General features: G+C 37.4%; 18 protein-coding genes. 17 read left to right on the top strand and 1 reads right to left on the bottom strand.

Annotated elements, in window-relative coordinates:
- Positions 1–137: 137 nt before the first annotated feature.
- From TEPIRE1_RS11175 to TEPIRE1_RS11130, 9 genes are all read left to right on the top strand, one after another.
- Positions 138–713 (top strand): GGDEF domain-containing protein, encoded by a 576-nt coding sequence (locus TEPIRE1_RS11175; RefSeq protein ID WP_144312805.1) that lies wholly within the window; start codon positions 138–140, stop codon positions 711–713.
- Positions 714–1,033: 320 nt separating this feature from the next.
- Complete coding sequence (locus tag TEPIRE1_RS11170; RefSeq protein ID WP_013779282.1) at positions 1,034–2,122, top strand: DUF4825 domain-containing protein; 1,089 nt, start codon at positions 1,034–1,036, stop codon at positions 2,120–2,122.
- 307 nt (positions 2,123–2,429) lie between these two features.
- Positions 2,430–2,867 (top strand): ArsR/SmtB family transcription factor, encoded by a 438-nt coding sequence (locus tag TEPIRE1_RS11165; RefSeq protein WP_013779281.1) that lies wholly within the window; start codon positions 2,430–2,432, stop codon positions 2,865–2,867.
- A complete protein-coding gene (locus TEPIRE1_RS11160) occupies positions 2,839–3,804 on the top strand; it encodes an ABC transporter ATP-binding protein (protein ID WP_013779280.1) in 966 nt (321 codons plus the stop codon). The genes TEPIRE1_RS11165 and TEPIRE1_RS11160 overlap by 29 nt, the downstream gene beginning before the upstream one ends.
- Before the next feature lie 2 nt (positions 3,805–3,806).
- On the top strand, positions 3,807–4,541 hold the full coding sequence (locus TEPIRE1_RS11155; RefSeq protein ID WP_013779279.1) for an ABC transporter permease: 735 nt from the start codon (positions 3,807–3,809) through the stop codon (positions 4,539–4,541).
- A 410-nt stretch (positions 4,542–4,951) separates the two neighbouring features.
- Positions 4,952–5,887 (top strand): flavodoxin family protein, encoded by a 936-nt coding sequence (locus TEPIRE1_RS11145; protein ID WP_013779276.1) that lies wholly within the window; start codon positions 4,952–4,954, stop codon positions 5,885–5,887.
- Between the two features lie 66 nt (positions 5,888–5,953).
- On the top strand, positions 5,954–6,793 hold the full coding sequence (locus TEPIRE1_RS11140) for a hypothetical protein (RefSeq protein ID WP_013779275.1): 840 nt from the start codon (positions 5,954–5,956) through the stop codon (positions 6,791–6,793).
- Between the two features lie 58 nt (positions 6,794–6,851).
- Entirely contained in the window at positions 6,852–8,204 is a 1,353-nt protein-coding gene (locus TEPIRE1_RS11135; protein WP_013779274.1) for an LVIVD repeat-containing protein, read from the top strand.
- A 1-nt stretch (position 8,205) separates the two neighbouring features.
- The gene (locus tag TEPIRE1_RS11130; protein ID WP_013779273.1) at positions 8,206–8,652 is read left to right on the top strand and encodes a hypothetical protein; all 447 of its coding nucleotides are present in this window, start codon (positions 8,206–8,208) and stop codon (positions 8,650–8,652) included.
- Positions 8,653–8,685: 33 nt separating this feature from the next.
- Here TEPIRE1_RS11130 and TEPIRE1_RS11125 read toward each other — a convergent pair whose 3' ends face one another.
- Positions 8,686–9,354 (bottom strand): helix-turn-helix transcriptional regulator, encoded by a 669-nt coding sequence (locus TEPIRE1_RS11125; RefSeq protein WP_013779272.1) that lies wholly within the window; start codon positions 9,352–9,354, stop codon positions 8,686–8,688.
- A 349-nt stretch (positions 9,355–9,703) separates the two neighbouring features.
- Here TEPIRE1_RS11125 and iorA point away from each other — a divergent pair, with 349 nt between their 5' ends.
- The 8 genes from iorA to TEPIRE1_RS11085 all read left to right on the top strand — a co-directional run bounded on the left by iorA (position 9,704) and on the right by TEPIRE1_RS11085 (position 21,948).
- Positions 9,704–11,485 carry an indolepyruvate ferredoxin oxidoreductase subunit alpha gene (iorA, locus tag TEPIRE1_RS11120; RefSeq protein ID WP_013779271.1) on the top strand — a complete coding sequence of 594 codons (1,782 nt, stop codon included), beginning with the start codon at positions 9,704–9,706 and terminating at the stop codon, positions 11,483–11,485.
- 5 nt (positions 11,486–11,490) lie between these two features.
- Entirely contained in the window at positions 11,491–12,063 is a 573-nt protein-coding gene (locus tag TEPIRE1_RS11115) for an indolepyruvate oxidoreductase subunit beta (protein ID WP_013779270.1), read from the top strand.
- A gap of 16 nt (positions 12,064–12,079) precedes the next feature.
- Positions 12,080–12,979 carry a phosphate acyltransferase gene (locus tag TEPIRE1_RS11110; protein WP_013779269.1) on the top strand — a complete coding sequence of 300 codons (900 nt, stop codon included), beginning with the start codon at positions 12,080–12,082 and terminating at the stop codon, positions 12,977–12,979.
- A gap of 9 nt (positions 12,980–12,988) precedes the next feature.
- Positions 12,989–14,059 carry a butyrate kinase gene (gene buk / locus TEPIRE1_RS11105; RefSeq protein ID WP_013779268.1) on the top strand — a complete coding sequence of 357 codons (1,071 nt, stop codon included), beginning with the start codon at positions 12,989–12,991 and terminating at the stop codon, positions 14,057–14,059.
- Between the two features lie 37 nt (positions 14,060–14,096).
- The gene (locus TEPIRE1_RS11100; protein WP_013779267.1) at positions 14,097–15,293 is read left to right on the top strand and encodes an MFS transporter; all 1,197 of its coding nucleotides are present in this window, start codon (positions 14,097–14,099) and stop codon (positions 15,291–15,293) included.
- Positions 15,294–15,553: 260 nt separating this feature from the next.
- Positions 15,554–17,572 carry a type I restriction-modification system subunit M gene (locus TEPIRE1_RS11095; RefSeq protein WP_013779266.1) on the top strand — a complete coding sequence of 673 codons (2,019 nt, stop codon included), beginning with the start codon at positions 15,554–15,556 and terminating at the stop codon, positions 17,570–17,572.
- Positions 17,569–18,864, top strand: coding sequence for a restriction endonuclease subunit S (locus TEPIRE1_RS11090; protein WP_013779265.1), 1,296 nt, complete (start codon positions 17,569–17,571; stop codon positions 18,862–18,864). Before TEPIRE1_RS11095 ends, TEPIRE1_RS11090 begins: the two co-directional genes overlap by 4 nt.
- A gap of 96 nt (positions 18,865–18,960) precedes the next feature.
- A complete protein-coding gene (locus tag TEPIRE1_RS11085; protein ID WP_013779264.1) occupies positions 18,961–21,948 on the top strand; it encodes a type I restriction endonuclease subunit R in 2,988 nt (995 codons plus the stop codon).
- Positions 21,949–22,043: the final 95 nt, after the last annotated feature.

The following is a 22,043-nucleotide window of genomic DNA, read 5'->3' as shown; positions in this document are numbered from 1 at the left end:
TTAGTATACAATATTGTTTAAAAAGTGCTTATTGGTGGTGAAAAAGCTTGTTAAAAAGGCCTCATTTATCAAAATTATTCCCAATATTTTTTTTATGGATAGGGATAGGATTATCATCAGGAATTATACAGTTATATATGCATAAGAAATGTGGCAAAAATTTACTTATGACTGCATCTTTAACTATTCAAATTATTATGTGGCTTGGATTGGGATATTCCTTTAAAAAATTGTACATATTTGCATATCAGGATGAATTGACTAATTTATGGAATAGGCGATATTTATACACTAGACTCAAAGATGAAATGAAGAGATTGAAACAAAATAAAGTCTTATCACTTGCTATTATAGATATAGATAATTTTAAGCGTATAAATGATACTTTCGGCCATTTATTCGGGGATAAGGTATTAATAGAAATGGCCTGCATATTACAAAAAAACCTTCGTAAGAATGATATTGTTGCCAGATGGGGCGGAGAGGAATTCATAATAGTTTTGCCGAAAACCGATGTAAAAGGAGCAAAAATAGTTTTTGAGAGGATAAGAAAAATAATAGAAAACTATGATTTTGGATGCAAAATTACTGTATCCGGAGGAATTGCTTTTGTCGGGGAAGATATAGAAGCAGACAAGCTAATAGGTATGGCTGATGAGGCGCTTTATGAGGCTAAAAGAAGAAAAAACTTGATAGCCGTATATGGCGAATAACCAAGTTTGATGGTTTTAAAACATAAGTACAGACATCATGCGGGTTTGCTGAGACGCAAAAAGCAAATTCGTCACTGCGAAATAACTCTTCAATTTTCCGATAGATTTAATAAGTCTGGAGTAAAAAGATATAAAATATCTTCTTGACAATATTGGTCTATTAGAATAAACTATACCCACAAAGGTTTACTGCAATAAACCAAATTAGAAGACAAATTTAATTTTTTACTTCCTGCATTCCTTACAGCTTTTTTACAAGATAAGAAACTTTCAAAAAAAGAAGCTTAAGAGATACAAAAAATGATAGAGGAGGCGGCAAAGTGAGCAAGCTCTTTGCCTTTGGAGAAAGCAATGTCAAAGGGCACATAAAAAATATATTAAATTATAAAAAACCTGTGTTCTGGGTTATATGCTCTGCCTGCATTTTAGTTGGAGTGATATCTATTGTGCTTGCGGCAAATCCTTTAAACAAACCTCAAGACTCGTATTTAACATCAGCTGAGAAATTCTTAGAATATAAGACGGAGTATGTGGGTGATGCATCAAAGGTTGGCAATATAATAAGGCTATTAAAGTTTCCGGAAAAGGTAAAATATGACCACTTTGAACTTCACACAGAAAATGTTCCTTATGGAATTACAGTGCATTTAAAAACTGATACCCAAACAAAGAATTTCTATACGGGAGCCAATTTAGCTTTAAATCAAACACCTTTTGAGAAAAATGCCATCATCATGTTTTCGCTCATAGGTAATGTTGATTATATCAACTTTAATTTGACTGACGGCAAAAATGACTATTTAATTCAATACACAAAGGACCAGGCGGATGCTATGATGGGAAAGGATGTGCGAGAGTTTTCTGGAGAAAAACTCACATTTGCACGACTTTTAAAAACGGCAGACAAGATAGAAGAAGATTTTATTAATAAGTATGAAAATAGTTCCATTAGTACAATTAGTACAATTGGCGGAGCAGATGGGCCGCTTAAAATGTACGAAACATATAAAGCCGATGAGTCAGATCCAATTACCGGCTTTGCGTGGGAAGTAGTAAATAAGGATATCGAATACTATGAAGAAGATCCGAAAGTAAAAATTGTTGACAGCAAAATAACTCGTTTGGAACTTGTTGAAAGCTTTAATGACTTGACAGATGAGACCATTGATGTATATGCGCTGGAATATCGTCTGCTTCCTGAAGACTTAAGCAAAGTGGTTTTAGCAGGCGGCATGGATGTAGACGAAAACGGTTGGCTCAAGGAGACCAGCAGCATGGGAAGTCCTATGCTTGTAGTATCTCAAAATGGCGGCAATATGAAATTTATTGGAATAATTATGAGTGGGACTGCAGCGGAAGATGGAAGCTTGAAAGCAGCTGTAAAAGGGCTGCTGGAGAAAAAACAATAAAAAATCATACTTTTTCACAACAACTTTATGACTGAAACATAAAGCCTGAATGCCTGTAAAGGCGTGGTGTTCAGGCTTTTTTTCACATGTTTTTGTGTAAAAGTTTAAATGTATAACATTTGATTTATATGCTGGCTGCCGGCGAAATGCCACCCTCTAAGCTCAAGACCCAAAAGCGCAAACCTTAACCGACAAAAACCGTATTTATATTTCTATTTTATAGACTAATTAAGCGTTGACTTAATCAAGAACTGTGCTATAATTTTAATTAGGTATTTACTTAATTAAAATTGGAAGGTGGTAGCTTATGGATACGTTAGCCGTGATAAAGGCTTTAGGTGATGAGTCGAGATTTAAAATCATTAACATTCTGCTGGAATATAACTATTGTGTAAGAACCTTGGCTCAAGAACTTGGGATTTCGGAAGCTGCTGTATCTCAGCATTTAAAAGTGTTAAAAGAGGCAGGCCTGCTTGAAGGCGAAAGACGAGGCTATTATATGCACTATGATGTAAATCGAGATGTCCTACATAAACTTGCATCAAAAATTGAAGAATTAGCGGCTGCCCAGCGCAAGCCCTGCAATCTTAAAGAAAAAGAAGGCTGCGATCCTAATGAAGGACAAGAATGTTACATGCAAAAAACAGGAGAGAAATGTTCTGACGAGGTTCGATTTTTCTGCCACGGCAGCAATAAAAGAGAAAGCGGAAGACAAGATGCCAATTATAACTGTCACGAATCTTAAAAAGACATTTGGAAAAGTTTGTGCGGTTGATGATATTTCCTTTGAGATAGATGAAGGGGAAATATTTGGCTTTCTAGGACCCAACGGAGCAGGCAAGACTACAACCATCAATATGATGATCGGACTTGCAAGACCTACCGACGGAGATATTGTAATTTATGGTATTGATGCCGTAAAGGACGTTAAAAAGGTTCAGGGGATTATAGGGGTAGTGCCTGACGAGAATAATTTATATGATGATATGGACGGTTTTGATAATCTTTGCTTTTGCGCCGCTTTATATGGAATGGGAAAAAATGAGCGGGAAAAAAGAGCGCAAGAATTACTGGAAGACTTTGATTTAGCTGCTGCGGAAAAACGTCCATTTAAAGCATATTCTAAAGGGATGCGCCGCAAGCTTACAATAGCTGCAGGGATTATACATGATCCCAAGATTCTGTTCTTAGATGAGCCGACTACGGGCATAGATGTGGAAAGTGCTCGACAGATAAGAAGGCTTATAGTGAGCTTAAAAGAGCAAGGCAAGACAATATTTCTTACCACTCACTATATTGAAGAGGCTCAGCGTGTATGTGACAGAGTTGCCTTTATCGCAAATGGAAAGATTGTAAAAGTGGGCACTGTGAAAGAGCTTGTGGAAAATGCGCAGCATGAACACAGAATAAAACTTGTTCTTGACAAAAGCATTAAAGGTATGAAGGAGGAAATCGAAAGCAGTTTAGAAAACTGCAAGCTTAAAATACAAGAGGAAAACTCCTGCCTTATTATTTCAAAAGAGCGCATAGCACTATATCCTGTCCTTCGGATTTTAGACAGCAAGGGAGTATCGGTTTATGAAGCAATAGAAATAAAGCCATCTCTTGAAGATGTATTTGTCAGTGTAACGGGAATCGAAGCCTTCAAGTTGAAAAAGGAAAAAGAAGGGGTGGAAAAATAGGAATGAAAACATGGATTGCATTTTGGAATATTTTAAAAAAGGATGTCAGAACCTATTATCTAAAGCCCCCTAACATCAGCTGGGGAATTATCTTTCCTGTTTCATGGACGCTAATGCAGCTTATCCGTGCGCCTGGCAAAATAGAAATTATAGAACTGCTGCCGGGACTAATGGCAATGAGCGTGCTATTTGGCACAACCTCGATGCTGGCTGTTACAATCACGTTTGAGAAAAAAGGGCGCTCCTTTGACAGGCTGCTCCTTGCTCCAATAAGCCTTAACATGATGGTTCTTGCAAAATTATCCGGTGCAATAATATTCGGTATAATCAATGCCTTTGTGCCGGCTATCTTCGCAGCTTTCTTTATAGATTTGAGCGAAGTGAACTGGGTAATTGCTTTTGCTGCGATTTTTCTCATTGCGGCTACTTCCACCTTAATAGGTCTATTTATTGCCGTTTCGGCAAAAGAAGTCTTCGAGGCGCAGACCTTTTCCAACTTCTTCAGGTTTCCTATGTTGTTTTTATGCGGGCTGTTTATACCAATTAACCAACTGCCTGCCCCTTTAAGACTTATTTCCTTTTGCCTGCCGCTGACATATGGAACCGACATGCTCAAGGGCGCCATCATGGGAAACCCGGCTTTGAACATCTTTCTTAACATCCTCGCCTTGCTGACCTTTACTTTGTTACTATTTCACCTCTGTCATAAAAATATAGAAAGAAAGTGGATTTTATGAGCGGCAATTCTTTTCTCGACTATATAGAATTTAACAAAGCAAGGAAAGTTCAATTTAAGGTAGAAGATGTAACACTCGCAAGCGAAAAGAGTCTATCTAAGGATTGGCTAAACCTTAAGGTTATTTTTTTATAAGAGAGTCAGGGATGAAACTGGCTTGCTGGTTTAATTCTACTGTAATTCGGAAATATGTTGACAGAATTTTATTTTTTGAAAAACTTCAACAAATAGTTGACTTTACTAAGCAGTTAGGATATAATAATCACAGCAACATTCAAAAAGCAATTACTTTACATAAAATTCTAAATAACTTAGCAAAAACTTATTCAAAAACTGTTTTCGGATTTTATTGCTTAAGAAGGGGATTTATGTTTTAAGTAATTGCTAAAATTTTTTAGGAGGATAGAAAGCATGAAGATTTTAGGAATTTCCGGAGGAACAAAAAATGGTGCAAATGATTCAATGTGCAAAGAAGCATTAATAGGAGCAAAGGAAGTAGGAGCTGAGGTAGAGTTTATTCACTTAATGGACTTAGATATTAAATATTGTACCGGTTGCACAACATGTGTTCAATCACTTTTTTCGGGAAAAGGGAACATGTGTGTTTTAAATGATGATTTTGACTGGCTACTTGATAAAATGCTAGACGCTGACGGAATCGTATTCGCTACTCCGATTTTTGAAAAAGGAGCATTGGGACTTTTCCATACCATTACCGATCGATTTGGCCCTCGAATGGATCGGGGTAACAACGTGATTGCAACCAAAATGGCGGAAGAGGGACATGGAAAGCCAATTGATCCCAGAATTATTAAGGACAAGGTTATTTCTTTTATGGGAATTGGCGGTTCGGATTGGATGACGAGAGTTCAATGCGACATGGCAATGTTAGCGCTGACTCCAATGTGGAAGATCATTGAAAATGAAGTTTTTCCATGGTCGTTGGGAATCATCGCAGATGATGAAAAGGTTGCTCGAGCACACAAAATTGGAAGAAATTTGGCTCTGGCTGCTGTAAACTTTGAAAAGGCAGAATATTTAGGAGAAGAAGGAGTATGTCCTCATTGCCACAGCAGGAACTTCTTTCTAAGTAATGATAGTACTAAAGCAATTTGTTGCTTATGCGGCATTGAAGGAGATGTTAAGATTGTAGATAATAAAGTTTGCTTTGTATTTCCGGAAGAACAATTAGAACATGCTCATGACACATTGCCAGGAAAGTTTAAACATGCCAATGACATTAAAAACAACACTCTAAGATATAATGACATTAAAAAAAGTGATGATTATAAAAAACGAATAAAAAAATATAAAGAGTTTATCGAACCACTCAAACCGCATAATTAATACATAATTAAAAAATCATTAGTAATATTTTATTGCATAAATAAAGAGAGGAGTGTTGAGTGTTAGATGGATACTGAATTTAAACCAATGAGAAGCCTGATTTACGTAGGTGTTGCGAAGGAAGAATACCGGCATAAATTAAAAAACTGGTTATACCGTTACCATATTCCGGATAGTATTTCTCAATTTGCACCATATGTCACAAAGTATGCGTTTTATAATGCATTGCCGGTTCCTCCTGAAGGTGAGCGATTTGGCGCTTATAATATGCAGCTAACTGAACACTACTGGTTGATCAATCCGATGAATCCTCAATTAAAGATTAAGGCATTTACTGAATTCTTCCCGGTAGATGTTTTGAAGTGGCAAGGAAATATTCCCGATGACGCAGATGCAGATTCCGTGAATATTGAAGGTGATGCAGCACGTAGTTCCGGAGGAGATAATGGGATGCCTCCGTTCATCTTTGCTTTTATCCCATTTTGGTGGGAAGAAGACTTTAAAGGAGCTGGAAGAACTGTTGAAGATGGTCCGAATTATCGCTGGCAATTTTTAATTCAATATCCGAACGGAATATCTTTAGAAGAAGGAGATCAATGGTTCTATAAAAAGTTAGTTCCTGCATTCAAAGAAATGCCGGAGGTAAATCGTTTTTTAACAAGCAGGGTAATTCGCGATGTAAATGATTGTCAATTCCATCGCGTAATTGAGATGTGGTTTGATGGCCCGGAAGAGTGGTATCGGGCGGCAGTAGAAAAAGGAAAATCTATTGAAAGACCACATTGGGCAACAGCCGAAGAATTTCCATATCTTAAACCAAAATTTCAAATTGCAAGCTTATTTTTAACAGATATTGCAGACTCTGATAACTATTCACAGTACCGTGGATATATTACTATGAGATAAATATTTAACAATATGATAGGAATGCAATTTTTTCTAAGAAAGGAGAAATTAATCTCTTATGACTTTGAGAAAAGAACCATTAGCTAAAAATATAGAATGGATTGGCTTTGATGATTTGAATGGGAAACCCGGATTTCAGATGGCAATGCAAAAATGGGAAGATAAATATTATCTATATGTTGCTTCATTCCGCCATAATGGTTGGAATATTGTGGATGTTACAGATCCGGCACATCCGCGAAATGTAAAATGGTTAGAGGGGCCATGGTTTTTTGATGGTATACGTGATGGGCAAAGCACGCCAAAGATTCAAATTGCAGATGGTTTGATGATTACCGCACATGGTGGCACCATGAAAGAGCTTCATGGTACTGAAACAGGACTTCCGTATTGGGGCGGGATTATGATTTGGGATATCAAGACAGATCCGGAGAATCCCAGATTGATTTCAAAATTTGAATGCAAAGGAGGAGCCGGAGTTCACCGCTTCTTCTATAATGGCGGACGTTATATTTATGTTACGGGATCCTGCGAAGGGTTCAATAACTTCATTTTACGTATAGTTGATATACAGGACCCTGAAAATCCTGTTGAAGTCGGTAGGTGGTGGGCGGATGAACAATTTCTGAATAACAAGGTCGGAAGCAAGTCTGCGCGATACGGCTCCGCTGAAGCGCTATCAGCTCCCTTTCTTCATGCTAATGTTGTTAAAGATGATATATGCTATTGTGCCTATGCGAATAAAGGATTTGTAACGCTAAATGTCGAGGATAAGACTCAACCAAAACTCTTGGGATGCCTTTCTCTTAATCCTCCGTTTGGAGGCGGCTCAGCAGGAGCTCCTGTGCATTCGGTTTTACCTTTAGGAGATAGACCATATGCTGTTGTTACAACTGAAGGAGAGCGATCCAGATATTTCTGCAATGAAGCAACGGAAGGTTTGTTTAAGAAGATTAATACACAACCAATGAATATGCTGGGAATTGTAGAGATACATGATTTGTCAAACCCGTGCCTCATATCTGTATTTCCGTATCCGGAAGTTCCCGAAGGATATACCCATGGTGAGAATTTTAACATTGTAGATGGAGTAAGAGTTCCATTTGGGCCACATAACATTTTTGATGCATTTGGTCAAGACGTTTATAAAAAGGTAGATAACAAGGTATACTGCTGCTATTTTAATGCAGGATTAAGAATTTATGATGTTTCAGATCCTTTTGTTCCAAAAGAGTGCGCATATTTTATGCCGCCAGATCCAGAAAAGCTCCTGTTTGATAATAAGACTCACGATCTCCTTCCTGGGGCTCCCGTAGCTATTACAGAGGATGTTTTAGTTGATGATAGGGGATATATCTATGTTGATACCTTCCAAGACGGATTGTATATTTTAAAAGAAAAGGGTGAGTGATGTGGAAGAAAAACCAAGCGTTAAATTTTTTATAGTTCAAACCATCATCAGTGGACTGCCGCTGGCACTCATCATGACAATTTCGGCATCTATATTAGGAGGCGCAGGAATTAATTCTAGAATTTTGCCATTAACCATTGTAGCATTTATCTTAGTTTGCGTCATAAACGCATTATTCCCGATTCCTAAAATTTTAGAAGGTTTTCCACAAAAGTTTGGGCTTAATCCTAATTCCCTTCCGGGAATATTAGTGGGAAATCTTGCTGTAAACTTTATTTTTACAACTATTATCAACTTTGTGTTAACATTGATCAATGTACCTAAATTTCCAGATATGATTTTTGCGTTCTTGCAGCTATATATACCGATTTTTATCATAAGCTATATAGTATCATTAATTATTGCACCAATAGCAGCTAAGGTTGCTATGAGTATAGACAAACATTAAACATAAACAGCCGGTAATACCGGCTGTTTATGTTTAAACAGATTCTTCTTTTTCTTCTTTGCTTTTTGATGTTTCACGGAGCTCATTAATGTAATTATATACGGTGTAGCGTGATACTCCTAAAGCCTTTGCAATTTTTGGAACACTTTTTTGAATCTGTAGAACTCCTTTACTTAAAAGATCACTGATTACAGCGATGCGATCTTCCTTAGTATATTCTTGAACTGGTTTTTTTATAAGCTTTAAACTCTCTTGGATAATGTCATTGATCGGCAGCGGAGTGACCAATTCAAAAATTTCTAAATCATCTTCTTCTTCCTCCATACTAAGGAATTGGTCAAGATAATAATGTAATTTTTCAAGTTTTGTGCAATCATAATTAATACAAAATGACAATGTTTTTGATCCGATTTTCTTAACTATTGTCGATGACTTAAGTAATTTTGAGTTTTTTTTCAAAACTTTTTTGTAATTGATATAAGTACCTTCCTTTGCCTGTTCAATTCTATATTTAGATTCTTCATTAAGAGGAGAACCAATGTCACGACCTGTGACATGTCCATTATGGATAGATATTACAGCTTTATCCGGATAATCCAAGTCTGAAATACAAACCTCACAGTTTGGACCAAACATTTCAGAGATAACCTTGCCTAGTTTATCCAAAAAATCTAAAAGCTCTTTTTCGTGTTCTTTGTCCATTAATTTACCTCCTGTGGCATATGTGTCATTTACTGAGGTTTGCGATTTGTGCGTAACAAAAAAACAGAAATGTTTACACATATACCTGATTTTAATTTTATAGGGGAGTTGGTAGAAAGTCAAGAGCAAAGCTGAGCAAGCCAATAATACAAACAATAAGTTGAAATATATTAATAAATAAACAAAATGTTGACATGCGCCTACGAATTTGTTATTATTAAAATAGACAATGGCCATTGCCTTATAGGTAAGAGGGTTGGAATCTAAAATTATGGATTGAAAATTAAAAAGGTAGATGAAACATATTAAAAAATGTTAGAAATTAAAAACGAATGGAAAGGGAATAGATATGAAACAATTAATGACGGGAAATGAAGCTATTGCTCGCGGTGTATACGAGGGCGGTTGTCATTTTGCATCTGCCTATCCTGGAACTCCGAGCACAGAAATTTTAGAAAACCTCATTAAATATAAAGAGGTAAAATCAGAATGGGCACCTAATGAAAAAGTAGCAATGGAAGCTGCAATAGGTGCTTCCATTGCAGGAGGAAGAGCATTTGCCGCAATGAAGCATGTCGGATTGAATGTAGGAGCAGATCCACTATTTACTTATGCCTATATGGGGGTAAATGGAGGATTTGTCTTTGTTTCTGCAGACGACCCTGGTATGCATTCGTCACAAAATGAACAAGACAATAGAAATTATGCTCCTTTCGCTAAGATTGCAATGTTGGAACCGTCAAACAGCCAAGAATGTTATGAGATGTCAAGAGATGCATTTGAACTGAGTGAGAAGTACAATACGACAATAATGATTCGAACCACAACCAGAGTTAATCACAGCAAAAGTCTGGTTAAGTATGGCGAGAGAAAAGAAGTCAAGATTAAAGATTATAATCGCGAAATGGGAAGAAGCCGATTTGATGCAGTGCCTGCTTTGTCTAAAAAATTACGTATCGACCTTGAGGCCAGACTAAAATTACTGGCAGAGTATTCCGAGGAATCTCCTTATAATTTTATTGAATGGAATGATAAAAATATAGGCATCATCACTTCGGGCGTATCTTATAATTACGCTAAGGAAGTCTTTGGTAATAAAGCTTCATACTTTAAACTAGGCTTTACATATCCGCTTCCACTTAAAAAAATTGCAAAATTTGCTCAAGAGGTTAATACACTATACGTAATTGAAGAATTAGATCCATACCTCGAAAATCAATTAAAGGCGGCCGGTATTTCCTGTATAGGCAAGGAAAAGATTCCGAATATTAACGAATTAACTCCTAATATCATTGCAGAGGTACTGTTGGGTAAAAAAACAGAAATAATTAAAGTCGATTCCAAGAATCTAATTGATCGACCACCTATGCTTTGTGCCGGATGCCCTCATAGGGGTTTCTTTTATGAACTTGGCAAGGTTAAGAATATTATGATTGCTTCGGATATAGGGTGCTACGGCTTAGGCGGTTCAGAACCTCTTAATGCAAAGGACACATGTATTTGTATGGGAGGAAGTGCCGGCACGGGACATGGTGCACAGACAATCTTTAATAAAAAGGAAGAAGGGAAACGAGTAGTTGCTGTAATGGGTGACTCAACTTTCTTTGCTACAGGACTGAATGGAGTTGAAAATGCATTATATAACGGAAGCAATCTAATTACAGCAGTTCTCGATAATAGAACTACTGCGATGACTGGACATCAAGAAAATCCAGGAACAGGGTATACCGCAGGCGGACATACTACCACTGCAATTCAAATCGAAGACGTAGTTCGGGCTCTCGGATGCAATAATATTCGAACTTTTAACCCGCATAATCTTAAAGAAACAAAAGAAACCATTCAGTGGGCTCTAAATCTTAATGAAGCTAGTGTTATTATTGCAAGATACCCTTGCGCTTTAAAAAAATACTCCAAGGAAGATATTGAAATATTTGGAGGTCTTAACAAAAAGTATGAAGTTGACGAAGAAATTTGCAACGGATGCAGGGCTTGCACAAGAACGGGATGCCCCGCGATAAATTTTAGCATGAACAACAAAAAGTCGTACATTGATCAAGCGCAATGCATAGGGTGCAGTGTGTGTGCACAAGTCTGTCCGGTCAATGCAATTCATGAAAAAGGAGAGTAATAGGCATGGCAGTGACAAATATTTTATTGGTTGGAGTTGGAGGCCAGGGAATTGTTTTAGCAAGTAACGTCCTAACTAGTGGTTTGATCGAAGCCGGATATGATATTAAGATGTCTGAAATTCACGGAATGGCGCAAAGAGGCGGAAGCGTGTCTACACATGTGCGTTTCGGAGATGAAGTAATGTCTCCGATTATCGGAGAAGGACAGGCTGATATTATTGTTTCTTTTGAAAAGATGGAAGCACTTAGATATTTAAATTTCTTAAAGACCAACGGAAAGGTCCTTGTAAATGATGTAGAACTACCGCCAGCACCGGTATTGGCAGGAAAGGCTGTTTATCCCAGTAATATTATTGATATACTGAAACTATATGCAGATGTCCGTGTCATTAATGCAACAGAGATTGCTTGTCAGTTAGGAAATGAAAAAGTTGCAAATATGGTTATGTTTGGGGCACTGGCAAAATTCATGAATCTTACCCAGATTGACTGGAAGGCCATTATTGCGCGAACAGTTAAAGAAAAATTCATCGAAATTAATAAAAGAGCCTTTGATAAAGGTCAAGAATTAATCTAGCGAGGCGAAAAGCATTATGATTTTAAAAAATTTTGATGAGGTTATAAATCGAGTAGGAAAACTACCTAAGCGCAAACGATGTGCCATAGTTGCAGCAGATGAAGCATCAATTACAGCTTCTCTTGCAGCTGAGGAAAAAGGGCTTGCAACTCCAGTTTTTATAGGGGAAAGAAGAAATATTGAAGTTATATTAGAACAATTGAACGCTAAAAAAGCTTATGAGATATATGATATTCCCGATTCTGCAGAGGCAGCACTTTTGGGAGTAAGGCTTGCGAGAAATAAAGATGTAGATTTTATCATAAAGGGCCATATAGAAACTTCAGCACTTTTGAAAGCAGTTGTTAACAAAGAAGAGGGTTTAGGAATCGGAAAACTAATGAGCCACATTGCTTTTAATGAAATCAGTACATATCATAAGCTTCTGATTACGACTGATGGAGGCATGAATCTTTATCCCGATGTTAATCAAAAACAAATGATCATAGAAAATTCAGTCGATATTTTAAAGAAGCTTGGATATGATGAACCTAAGATAGCATGTCTTGCAGCAGTTGAAAAAGTAAATCCCAAGATGCCGGAGTCGGTTGATGCAGAAGAGCTTAAGAGGAGAAATCAGGATGGAATCATAAAGGGTTGTATCATAGAAGGTCCTATCTCTTTTGACATAGCTTATTGCAGAGAAGCGGCAAAGCTTAAGAACTATGAAAGTCTAATTGCGGGAGATGCTGATGTTCTTCTTGTCCCAAATATCACAGTTGGCAATGTATTAGGAAAGTCATTAGTATATGCGGCAGGTGGAAAAATGGCAGGTTTCGTTGTAGGAGCCCAATGCCCAATAATTTTAACATCTCGAAGCTCTACCGCAGAGGAAAAGTTTTTATCTACTGCCCTTGCTTCCCTAATTGACCAGTAGGAGGTTACTATGAAGATATTAGTGATAAATCCAGGCTCTACCTCGACTAAGGTTGCAATATATGAAGATGAGCGAGAACTTTTTGTGGAAAATATTCCTATAAAACTCGAAGAGCTCAAGAAATATAAAACAATTTATGACCAGTTAGATATGCGCTATTGGCAGGTAGTAACTTTTCTTGAAAAGCATGGCTTTTCAGAGTCGAATATAGATGTTATTGTTTCTCGTGGAGGAATGCTCCCGCCTGTTCATTCAGGAGCTTATGTGATCGATGACAAGCTGGTCGAAACGCTACGCTACCATCCTTCGAGCCTTCACGCATCGAATCTGGGAGCGCTCATAGCGCATAAAATAGCTAAGCCCGGAAACATTCCGGCATATATATATGACTCAGTTGCGGTAGATGAATTATCGGAGATTGCCCATCTTTCAGGAATAAAAGGTAGAAATAGAAAAAGTTATAGCCATGTGCTAAACACTCGGGCGGTTGCAAGAAGATATTGTATGGAAAAAAATCTTGATTATACAGAGTCTACACTGATTGTAGTACACCTTGGAGGAGGAATCTCGGTTAATATTCAGAAGGGCGGAAAAGTCATAGATGTAGTTACCGCCGAGGAAGGTCCTTTTTCTCCTGAGAGAGCCGGAGGCCTGCAAGTACTTATTTGTATAGATATATGCAATGAGGAAGGTATAGAAAAACTTCAAAAGTATGAGAGCGGAGCAGGAGGGTTTGTATCTTATCTTGGAACAAACGATGCTAGAAAAGTCGAAAGTCTTGTTGTAAAAGGCGACCCTGAAGCCAAAATCGTTTACCAAGCATTAGCCTATCAAGTTGCAAAGGCAATTGGAGCTCTTGCAACCGTGGAGAAAGGGAAAATAGATGCAATTTTATTGACTGGAGGAATTGCATACTCTAAGATACTAACTGATTGGATTAAAGAGTATGTCCAGTATATAGCGCCGGTTTCAACATATCCTGGCGAATTTGAGATGCAGGCTCTTGCACTGGGTGCTCTGCGAGTAATGAGAAAAGAAGAAGTTGCACGCCAAATTGAAGAGGACTTTGACTTTGAATAGTTTTGCTTAATGTAAAAAACATAAAGGGAGGTGTCCAATGGAGAAGAGAAATCAATATGTTATTGTTGGAGTTATTGTCATGCTCCTTGCCGGAGTTGTCTATGCATGGCCTGTTTTAAGCGAACCTATTGGAAGAGAATTCGCAGAGATTTCTGCAACAAAACTTTCTTTTACATTTACTTTATGCATGATTTCTTTTTGCCTAGGTGGAATTTTGGGTGGAATTCTTCAAAAGCGGACTTCTCCCAAAATTATTTTACTGGCGTCGGGGATTTTATTTGCTTTAGGCTTTATAGCATCTTCAAGAGTAAAAGAAATATCTGCTTTATATTTTACATACGGAGTGTTAGCAGGACTAGCTTCTGGCTTGGCGTACAATACTGTAATGAGTGTGGTAATTCCGTGGTTTCAAGATTGTCAGGGGCTTATCTCGGGAGTTCTCTTAATGGGTTTTGGATTTGGAAGTATGATTTTAGGATATGTCTATACGGCATGTACGCAGGATCAGATTGGTGCATGGAGAAATACATTTATAGAATTTGGGATTTTAATTGCTTTAGTTTGTTGCCTTTCAGCAATATTTCTTAAAAAGAAACCCTTACAAGATGGTACAAATATAGAAATAAATGACTCAAACGATGATACCCCTCCTTTTCAGATGTTCACTAAGGGCTTATTTTGGCTTTATTTCCTTTGGGCGGTATTATTGAGCGCATCAGGGCTTGCACTTATTGCTCAAGCCAGATCTTTTGCAGGAATAATTGCTAATAATTACTCATCAGAAACAATTGCTTTTATTGTTGGCCTTATTTCAATATTCAATGGTGTTGGAAGAATATTTTTTGGGGCTATTTATGATCGAATTGGAAGAAAGAAAACAATGCTCTTAATTACAATTATATTTTTAGTTGCTGTAGTAACTCTAATTTTAGCTCAGCTGAAGAACTCGTTTATCTTTATGATTATTGCATTTATCACAGCAGGTTTTTCTTATGGAGGAATAACACCGACAAATTCGGCATTTGTCTATTCTGAGTATGGAGAACTTCATTATTCTGAGAATCTGGCATTTATCAATCTGAATTTGTTATTTGCATCATTTGGAGGAACTATTTCAGGCTACTTATATGATTATTATGGCTCGTTTTTAAGCACATTTTTTGCTATGTTGCTTGCCGGAACATTAAGTATGTTTATTGTATTTTTAATGAATAGAATGACAAAAGAGGAATAGCTAATTGACAGGGAACAAAAATAACCAATAAAAATATAATGATATTTAAAAGAGCTACAAACTTGATTATTTGTTTGTAGCTCTTTTATATGTGTGCATTCATAGATTACTTTAAAACTTCTATTACGAGCATCGGTAAAGGAAAACTCGAAAAAATATAGAATATTAACATATGGCTTGATATAATTCTGTATATACTTATGTCTAATCTGATAAGTTGAAATTGAAAATCGATAATACATGCAGCAGGAGTGATATATTTGACCAACTTTCAAGACAAGGTTAATTTTATATGGACCATAGCGGAACTTTTAAGAGGTCCTTACAAAAAAGAGCAGTATGGAGATGTGATTCTCCCGATGGCTGTCCTTAGAAGATTCGATTGTGTTTTGGCAGAAACTAAGGAAGAAGTATTGAAAGCATATGAAGCTTTGAAGGAAACAGGACTTCAAAATATGGACCCTGTTTTGAATAAAATATCGAAACAGAAATTTAACAATACAAGCAAATATGATTTTGAAAAATTACTGGCAGACCCTGATAACATCGCAAGCAATTTAAGAAACTATGTTAACGGGTTTTCAAAGAATGCCAGAGAAATCATAGAATATTTTGATTTTGACAAGCAGATTACAAAACTTAATGATAATAACCTGCTCTATCTTATTGTATCTGAGTTTAATAAGATAGATTTACATCCCGATGCGGTAAGCAATATGGAGATGGGCTATATATTCGAGGAGCTTATAAGAAGATTTTCTGAACATGCTGAAGCTGGTGATCACTATACGCCTCGAGAAGTTATAAGGCTTATGGTAAATATACTTTTAAATGAGGATAAGGAAAGTTTGACAACTCCAGGTCTTGTCGTAACTGTCTATGATTGTTGTGCCGGTACCGGCGGTATGCTCTCGGTTACCGAGCAATATTTGAAAGAACTAAACCCGGGCATACAGGTGGAATTATTCGGTCAAGAGATAAATCCACAATCCTACAGCATTTGCAAATCTGATATGCTCATAAAGGGGCAGGATGCAGACAACATTATTTTAGGTGACAGTTTTACAGAAGATGGGCACAAGGGTAAAACATTTAGATATATGCTGACAAATCCCCCTTTTGGGGTAGAATGGAAGAAAGCAGAAAAGTTTATCCGTGAAGAATATGAAAAAGAAGGGTTTGACGGCAGATTTGGTGCAGGTCTTCCCAGGATATCAGATGGTTCTCTTTTGTTCCTGCAGCATTTAATATCAAAGATGAAGCAAGATGAAAAGGGCAGCCGCATTGCCATTATATTCAACGGCTCACCCTTGTTCACAGGAGATGCAGGTTCGGGGGAATCAGAAATAAGGCGCTGGATAATTGAAAATGATATGCTGGAAGGAATTATTGCTCTACCTGATCAGCTGTTTTATAATACAGGCATTTCTACCTATATTTGGATAGTAACCAACCGCAAAAACAATGATTTAATGAAAGGACCTGCAAGAGCAGGGAAAATACAGCTAGTCAATGCAGTAGACTTTTACCAGAAGATGAGAAAAAGCCTCGGCAACAAGAGAAATGAAATCAGCGAAGAACAGATAGAGGAAATTACGCGGATATACGGAGAATTTAAGGAAAACGAATACTGCAAAATTTTTGATAACGAAGACTTTGGCTACCGGAAGATAGTTGTAGAAAGACCTTTAAGACTAAACTTTCAAGTAACCGAGGAGAGGATAAACAACCTCTACAATGAAAGAGCCTTTCAAAAACTTGCCGAATCTAAGAAAAAAGGTACGGCAGGTCTTCGCGAAATAGAAGAAGGCAAGAAACTGCAGCAGCAGATTATAGCGGTACTGAAAACTATGAATTCTGATATTATGTATAAAAATAGAGAGGTATTTACAAAAGAGCTTAAAAAAGCCTTCAAACATAGCGATGTAAAGCTTGATAATGCACTGCTTAAAGCTATTATTTCAGCCTTATCAGAGAAAGATGAAACAGCAGATATCTGTCTAGATGCTAAAGGAAATCCTGAACCGGATCCGGATTTGAGAGATACGGAAAATGTACCTTTAAAAGAAGATATACATGATTACTTTGAACGGGAAGTAAAACCCCATGTGCCAGATGCCTGGATAGATGAATCCAAGACAAAAATAGGGTACGAAATCCCTTTCACACGACATTTTTATAAATATGAACCACTAAGACCTTCCGAGGAAATCTTAGAAGAAATAAAACAACTTGAAAAAAGCATCCAGCAAAAACTCCAAAAGGTGATAGGCGAATGAGCAACTTCAAAAGATATGACAAATACAAAGATTCCGGCATCGAGTGGATAGGGGAGATACCCGAGGGGTGGAAGATTACAAAACTCAAATATATATGTAGCATTACAATGGGGCAATCACCCAAATCGGAAGAATATAGTCTTGAAGAAGGAGGGCTGCCATTTTTACAAGGAAATGCAGAGTTTACCGAACTGTATCCCCAACCTAAAATCTATTGCGATACGGCTAATAAATTTTCAAAAGCAAATGACATACTTCTTTCTGTAAGGGCTCCTGTTGGCAAAATGAATATATCTGATAGAGTATATGGCATAGGAAGAGGCTTATGCGCGATTACAGCTCAGAAGGTTCATTTAAAGTATCTATGGTATAGCATGAATGTCAGTTTAGAAGAACTTTCTATTAACTCACAAGGCAGCACATTTGAAGCGGTAACAGTTGCAGATGTAGATAATTTATCGGCAATTGTACCTCCAGCGGACGAACAAATATCCATCGCCAACTTCCTCGACCAAAAAACAGCTGAAATCGACGACCTTATTGCTGATAAAGAAAAACTGATTGAACTACTGCAGGAAAAGCGGCAGGCAGTCATAACCGAAGCAGTAACAAAAGGTCTTAACCCAAATGTAAAGATGAAGGATTCGGGGATTGAGTGGATAGGGGAGATACCTGAGGGGTGGAGAGTTTCGAAAATAAAGTACGAAGCCTTAATTAATAAGAAGACGCTAAGCGAAAACACGGACGATGATTTCGAAATAGATTATATCGATATAGGCAGCGTGACCTCAGTAGGCGAAATAAATGGAATTCAAAGTTTGAGCTTTAAAGATGCACCTAGTAGAGCTAGAAGAGTTGTGTCTGAAGGGAATACAATAGTATCTACAGTCCGAACATATTTAAAAGCGATAGCATTTATTGAAAATGTTCACTCAAACTTAGTGTGTTCTACAGGATTTGCAGTATTGACCCCACTATCAAATATTGTCCCAAAATACTTATTTTATTTAATGAGATCAGAAAAATATGTTAATGAAATTGTTCGAAGGTCAGTAGGAGTCAGTTATCCGGCAGTTAATGCTTCAGATATTGGTGTTTTAGAATGCGTATTACCAAGCGTAAGAGAGCAAATAAACATAGTAGAATATCTTGATAAATGCAGTAAGCGGATTAATCAATTAACCAATGAGATAGAATTACAAATCCAAAAACTTAGAGAATATCGCCAATCCCTTATTTTTGAAGCGGTGACGGGCAAAATTGATGTAAGAGATTATGCTGCTATTAGTTAGGTGAGGTGAAGCACATGGGTGATTTAAAACCTTTTAGTATTAAAGTTTGTGAGGCAAAAAGCTATGATGAAAATTAGTTCATTTGAGGTGAGTTAATTGGCTAGAACTCCTGTAGAGCTTTCGGAAAAAGGTTTTGAGGAATATATTGAGGAGCATCTTTTAAATTCCGGTTATATTAAGGGCAATCCTGCCGACTATAATAGGGAGTTTGCGCTTGATGCTAAGATTCTTTTTGAGTTTTTAGAGGATACTCAGCCTAAGAAGATGGATAAATTAAAGGAAATCTACAAGGACCAGCACAGATTTAAGATACTGAGCAGATTAAACCGAGAGCTTAACAATCGGGGCATGATCGATGTGTTAAGGCATGGAATTAAGGACTATGGTGTGTATTTGGACCTTGCTTATTTTCAGCCTGCCAGCAAATTAAATGAGGAGATAGTAAGGCTCTATGAAAAGAATCGCATATCTGTTACAAGGCAGGTGCGCTATAGCACAAAAAGTGAAAATAGCATTGATATGCTCATCTGTGTCAATGGTCTTCCTGCTGTGGTGTTGGAACTTAAAAATCCTTTTACCGGTCAGACTTATGAAGATGCCATAATGCAGTATAAGCAAGATAGAAACCCTAATGAGCTGCTTTTTCAGTTTAAAAAAAGAGCCATAGTATTTTTTGCGGCAGATACTTCGGAAGTTTATATGACGACAAGGCTTGCAGGAGATAAGACCTTCTTTTTACCTTTTAATAAAGGGAAAGATGGGGGCAGAGGCAATCCGGATAACCCTAATGGATTTAAAACCGCTTATCTTTGGGAAAAGATACTCCAAAAGGATAGCTTAATGGATATACTAAAGAGGTTTGTATTTATTGAGACTGAAGAGAAAAAAGACATAGACGGAAAAACTTATATTTCAGAAAAAGTCATATTTCCAAGATACCATCAATTAGATGTAGTAAGAAAGTTGGAAGCTGATGCAAGAGAAAAGGGAGTAGGGACGAATTATCTTGTGCAGCACAGCGCAGGATCAGGGAAGACTAACTCTATTTCTTGGCTTGCCCATCGACTTGCTAATTTACATGACGATGATGATAATTCGGTATTCGATTCGGTAATCGTTATTACAGACAGAAGAGTTTTAGACAAGCAGCTGCAGGAAAGCATTTATCAACTTGAACATAAGCACGGGGTTGTTCAAAAAATAGACAAGGACTCCAACCAGTTGGTTGAAGCGCTAAAGAGCGGTACGAGGATTATCATTTCTACCTTGCAAAAATTTCCTTTTATAATTGAAAAAGTGGGAGAACTGGAAAACCGCAAATATGCTGTTATTATAGATGAGGCTCATTCAAGCAGTGCAGGAGAAAATATGGCTTCTTTGCGAGAAGTGCTGTCGGCAAGCAGCCTTGAAGAAGCAGCAAGACTTGACGAAGAACTAGAGGGCAAAGGATACGATCCTGAAGAAGAAATCTTGAATACAATAAAGAAAAGAGGAAGGCAGCCCAATATTAGCTTTTTTGCATTTACCGCCACGCCCAAAGCTAAAACGCTGGAGATGTTTGGAACTATAGGCGAGGATGGCTTGCCTCATCCCTTCCATTTATATTCAATGAGACAAGCTATTGAAGAGGGGTTTATCTTAGATGTGCTCCAAAACTATGTGACTTATGAAACCTATTTTAAATTAGCAAAAAAGATAGAAGATGACCCTGCTTTTGACAAAGCTAAAGCAACGAAGGCTCTTACAAGGTATGTAAGCCTTCATCCCCACAATATTGCGCAAAAAACTGAAATCATGGTGGAACATTTCAGAAATGTGACCAGCCATAAAATAGGGGGAAGGGCAAAGGCTATGGTTGTAACAAGTTCTAGGCTTCATGCGGTTCGCTACAAACATGCCTTTGATGAATACATCAAAAAGAAGGGCTACAAAGGGCTAAAAACATTAGTAGCATTTTCGGGGATAGTAAGAGATGAAGGTATAGAATATACGGAAAGCGATATGAACGGCTTTAAAGAATCAGAGCTTCCGGAACGTTTTGCAACTGATGAGTATCAAGTGCTTTTGGTTGCAGAGAAATACCAAACAGGATTTGACCAGCCGCTACTGCATACTATGTATGTGGATAAAAAGCTATCAGGGGTTAAGGCTGTTCAGACTCTATCAAGGCTAAACAGGACTTGTCCGGGAAAAGAAGATACCTTTGTGCTTGACTTTGTAAATAAGGCAGAGGATATTCAGGAAGCCTTTAAGCCTTATTATGAGGCTACTATTGTGGAAGAAGTGACAGAGCCTAATCTGCTCTATGATATTCAGTCAATGCTGGATGCTTACGGAGTGTATATTAAAGAAGAACTGGATAAGTTTGCTTATATATATTTTAAACCTAAGGAAAAAAAGACATCAAAAGACAGAGCTGCATTAAATAGCCTTATAGATATGGCGGTAGAAAGATTTAAAAAGTTAGATGAAGAACATAAGGAGGATTTTAGCAGCCAGGCAACAAAGTGTGTAAGGCTTTATTCTTTTATCCTTCAGATAACGCCTTTTGAGGATGTAGAGCTGCACAAGCTGTATGTGTATTTAACTTATCTATTAAAAAAGCTGCGCAAGGAGAAGGGTTCTACTATTCATCTGGCAGATGAGATCGCTTTGGAGTATTATACAACTAAAAAGACATTTGAAGGAAGCATTTCGCTCGGTGGAAATTATGAAAATGTGCCGGTTTCTCCGCCAAGGTATGGGGGAGGAAAGGTGCGCGAAAACCAAAAAGAATACCTTTCAAGCATCATTGAGCGCCTCAATGAGCGCTTTGGCACTGATTTTACAAAAGCAGATCAGCTGTCAGTAGAGCAGATTAAAGAAGATTTTGCCGCTGACGAGGACTTAGTCCTAAAAGCTAAGACAAATACTATCGATGATTTTAGACTTGCCTTTGAAAAAGTCTTTATAAATAAGGTAGTTGACAGAATGGACCAGAACCGAACGTTCTTCACTCGCGTTTTAGATGATGAACAGTTTAGAAATGCCCTCATGGAATACATGCTAGTTGAAACCTACGAGAAACTTAGCAAGGGGGCGTAATAACTTTGGATGTAAAGCATACGCAACCCAGTTTATAGATATAGCAGATTAAGCACTGTATTAAGAGAAGTAAGAAAACAGAATAACCGTATCAG

Source organism: Tepidanaerobacter acetatoxydans Re1 (genome assembly GCF_000328765.2).
Lineage (GTDB): Bacteria > Bacillota > Thermosediminibacteria > Thermosediminibacterales > Tepidanaerobacteraceae > Tepidanaerobacter > Tepidanaerobacter acetatoxydans.
The sequence above is the reverse complement of the archived record's forward strand: the minus strand, read 5'-3'. Positions and strand labels throughout refer to the sequence as shown.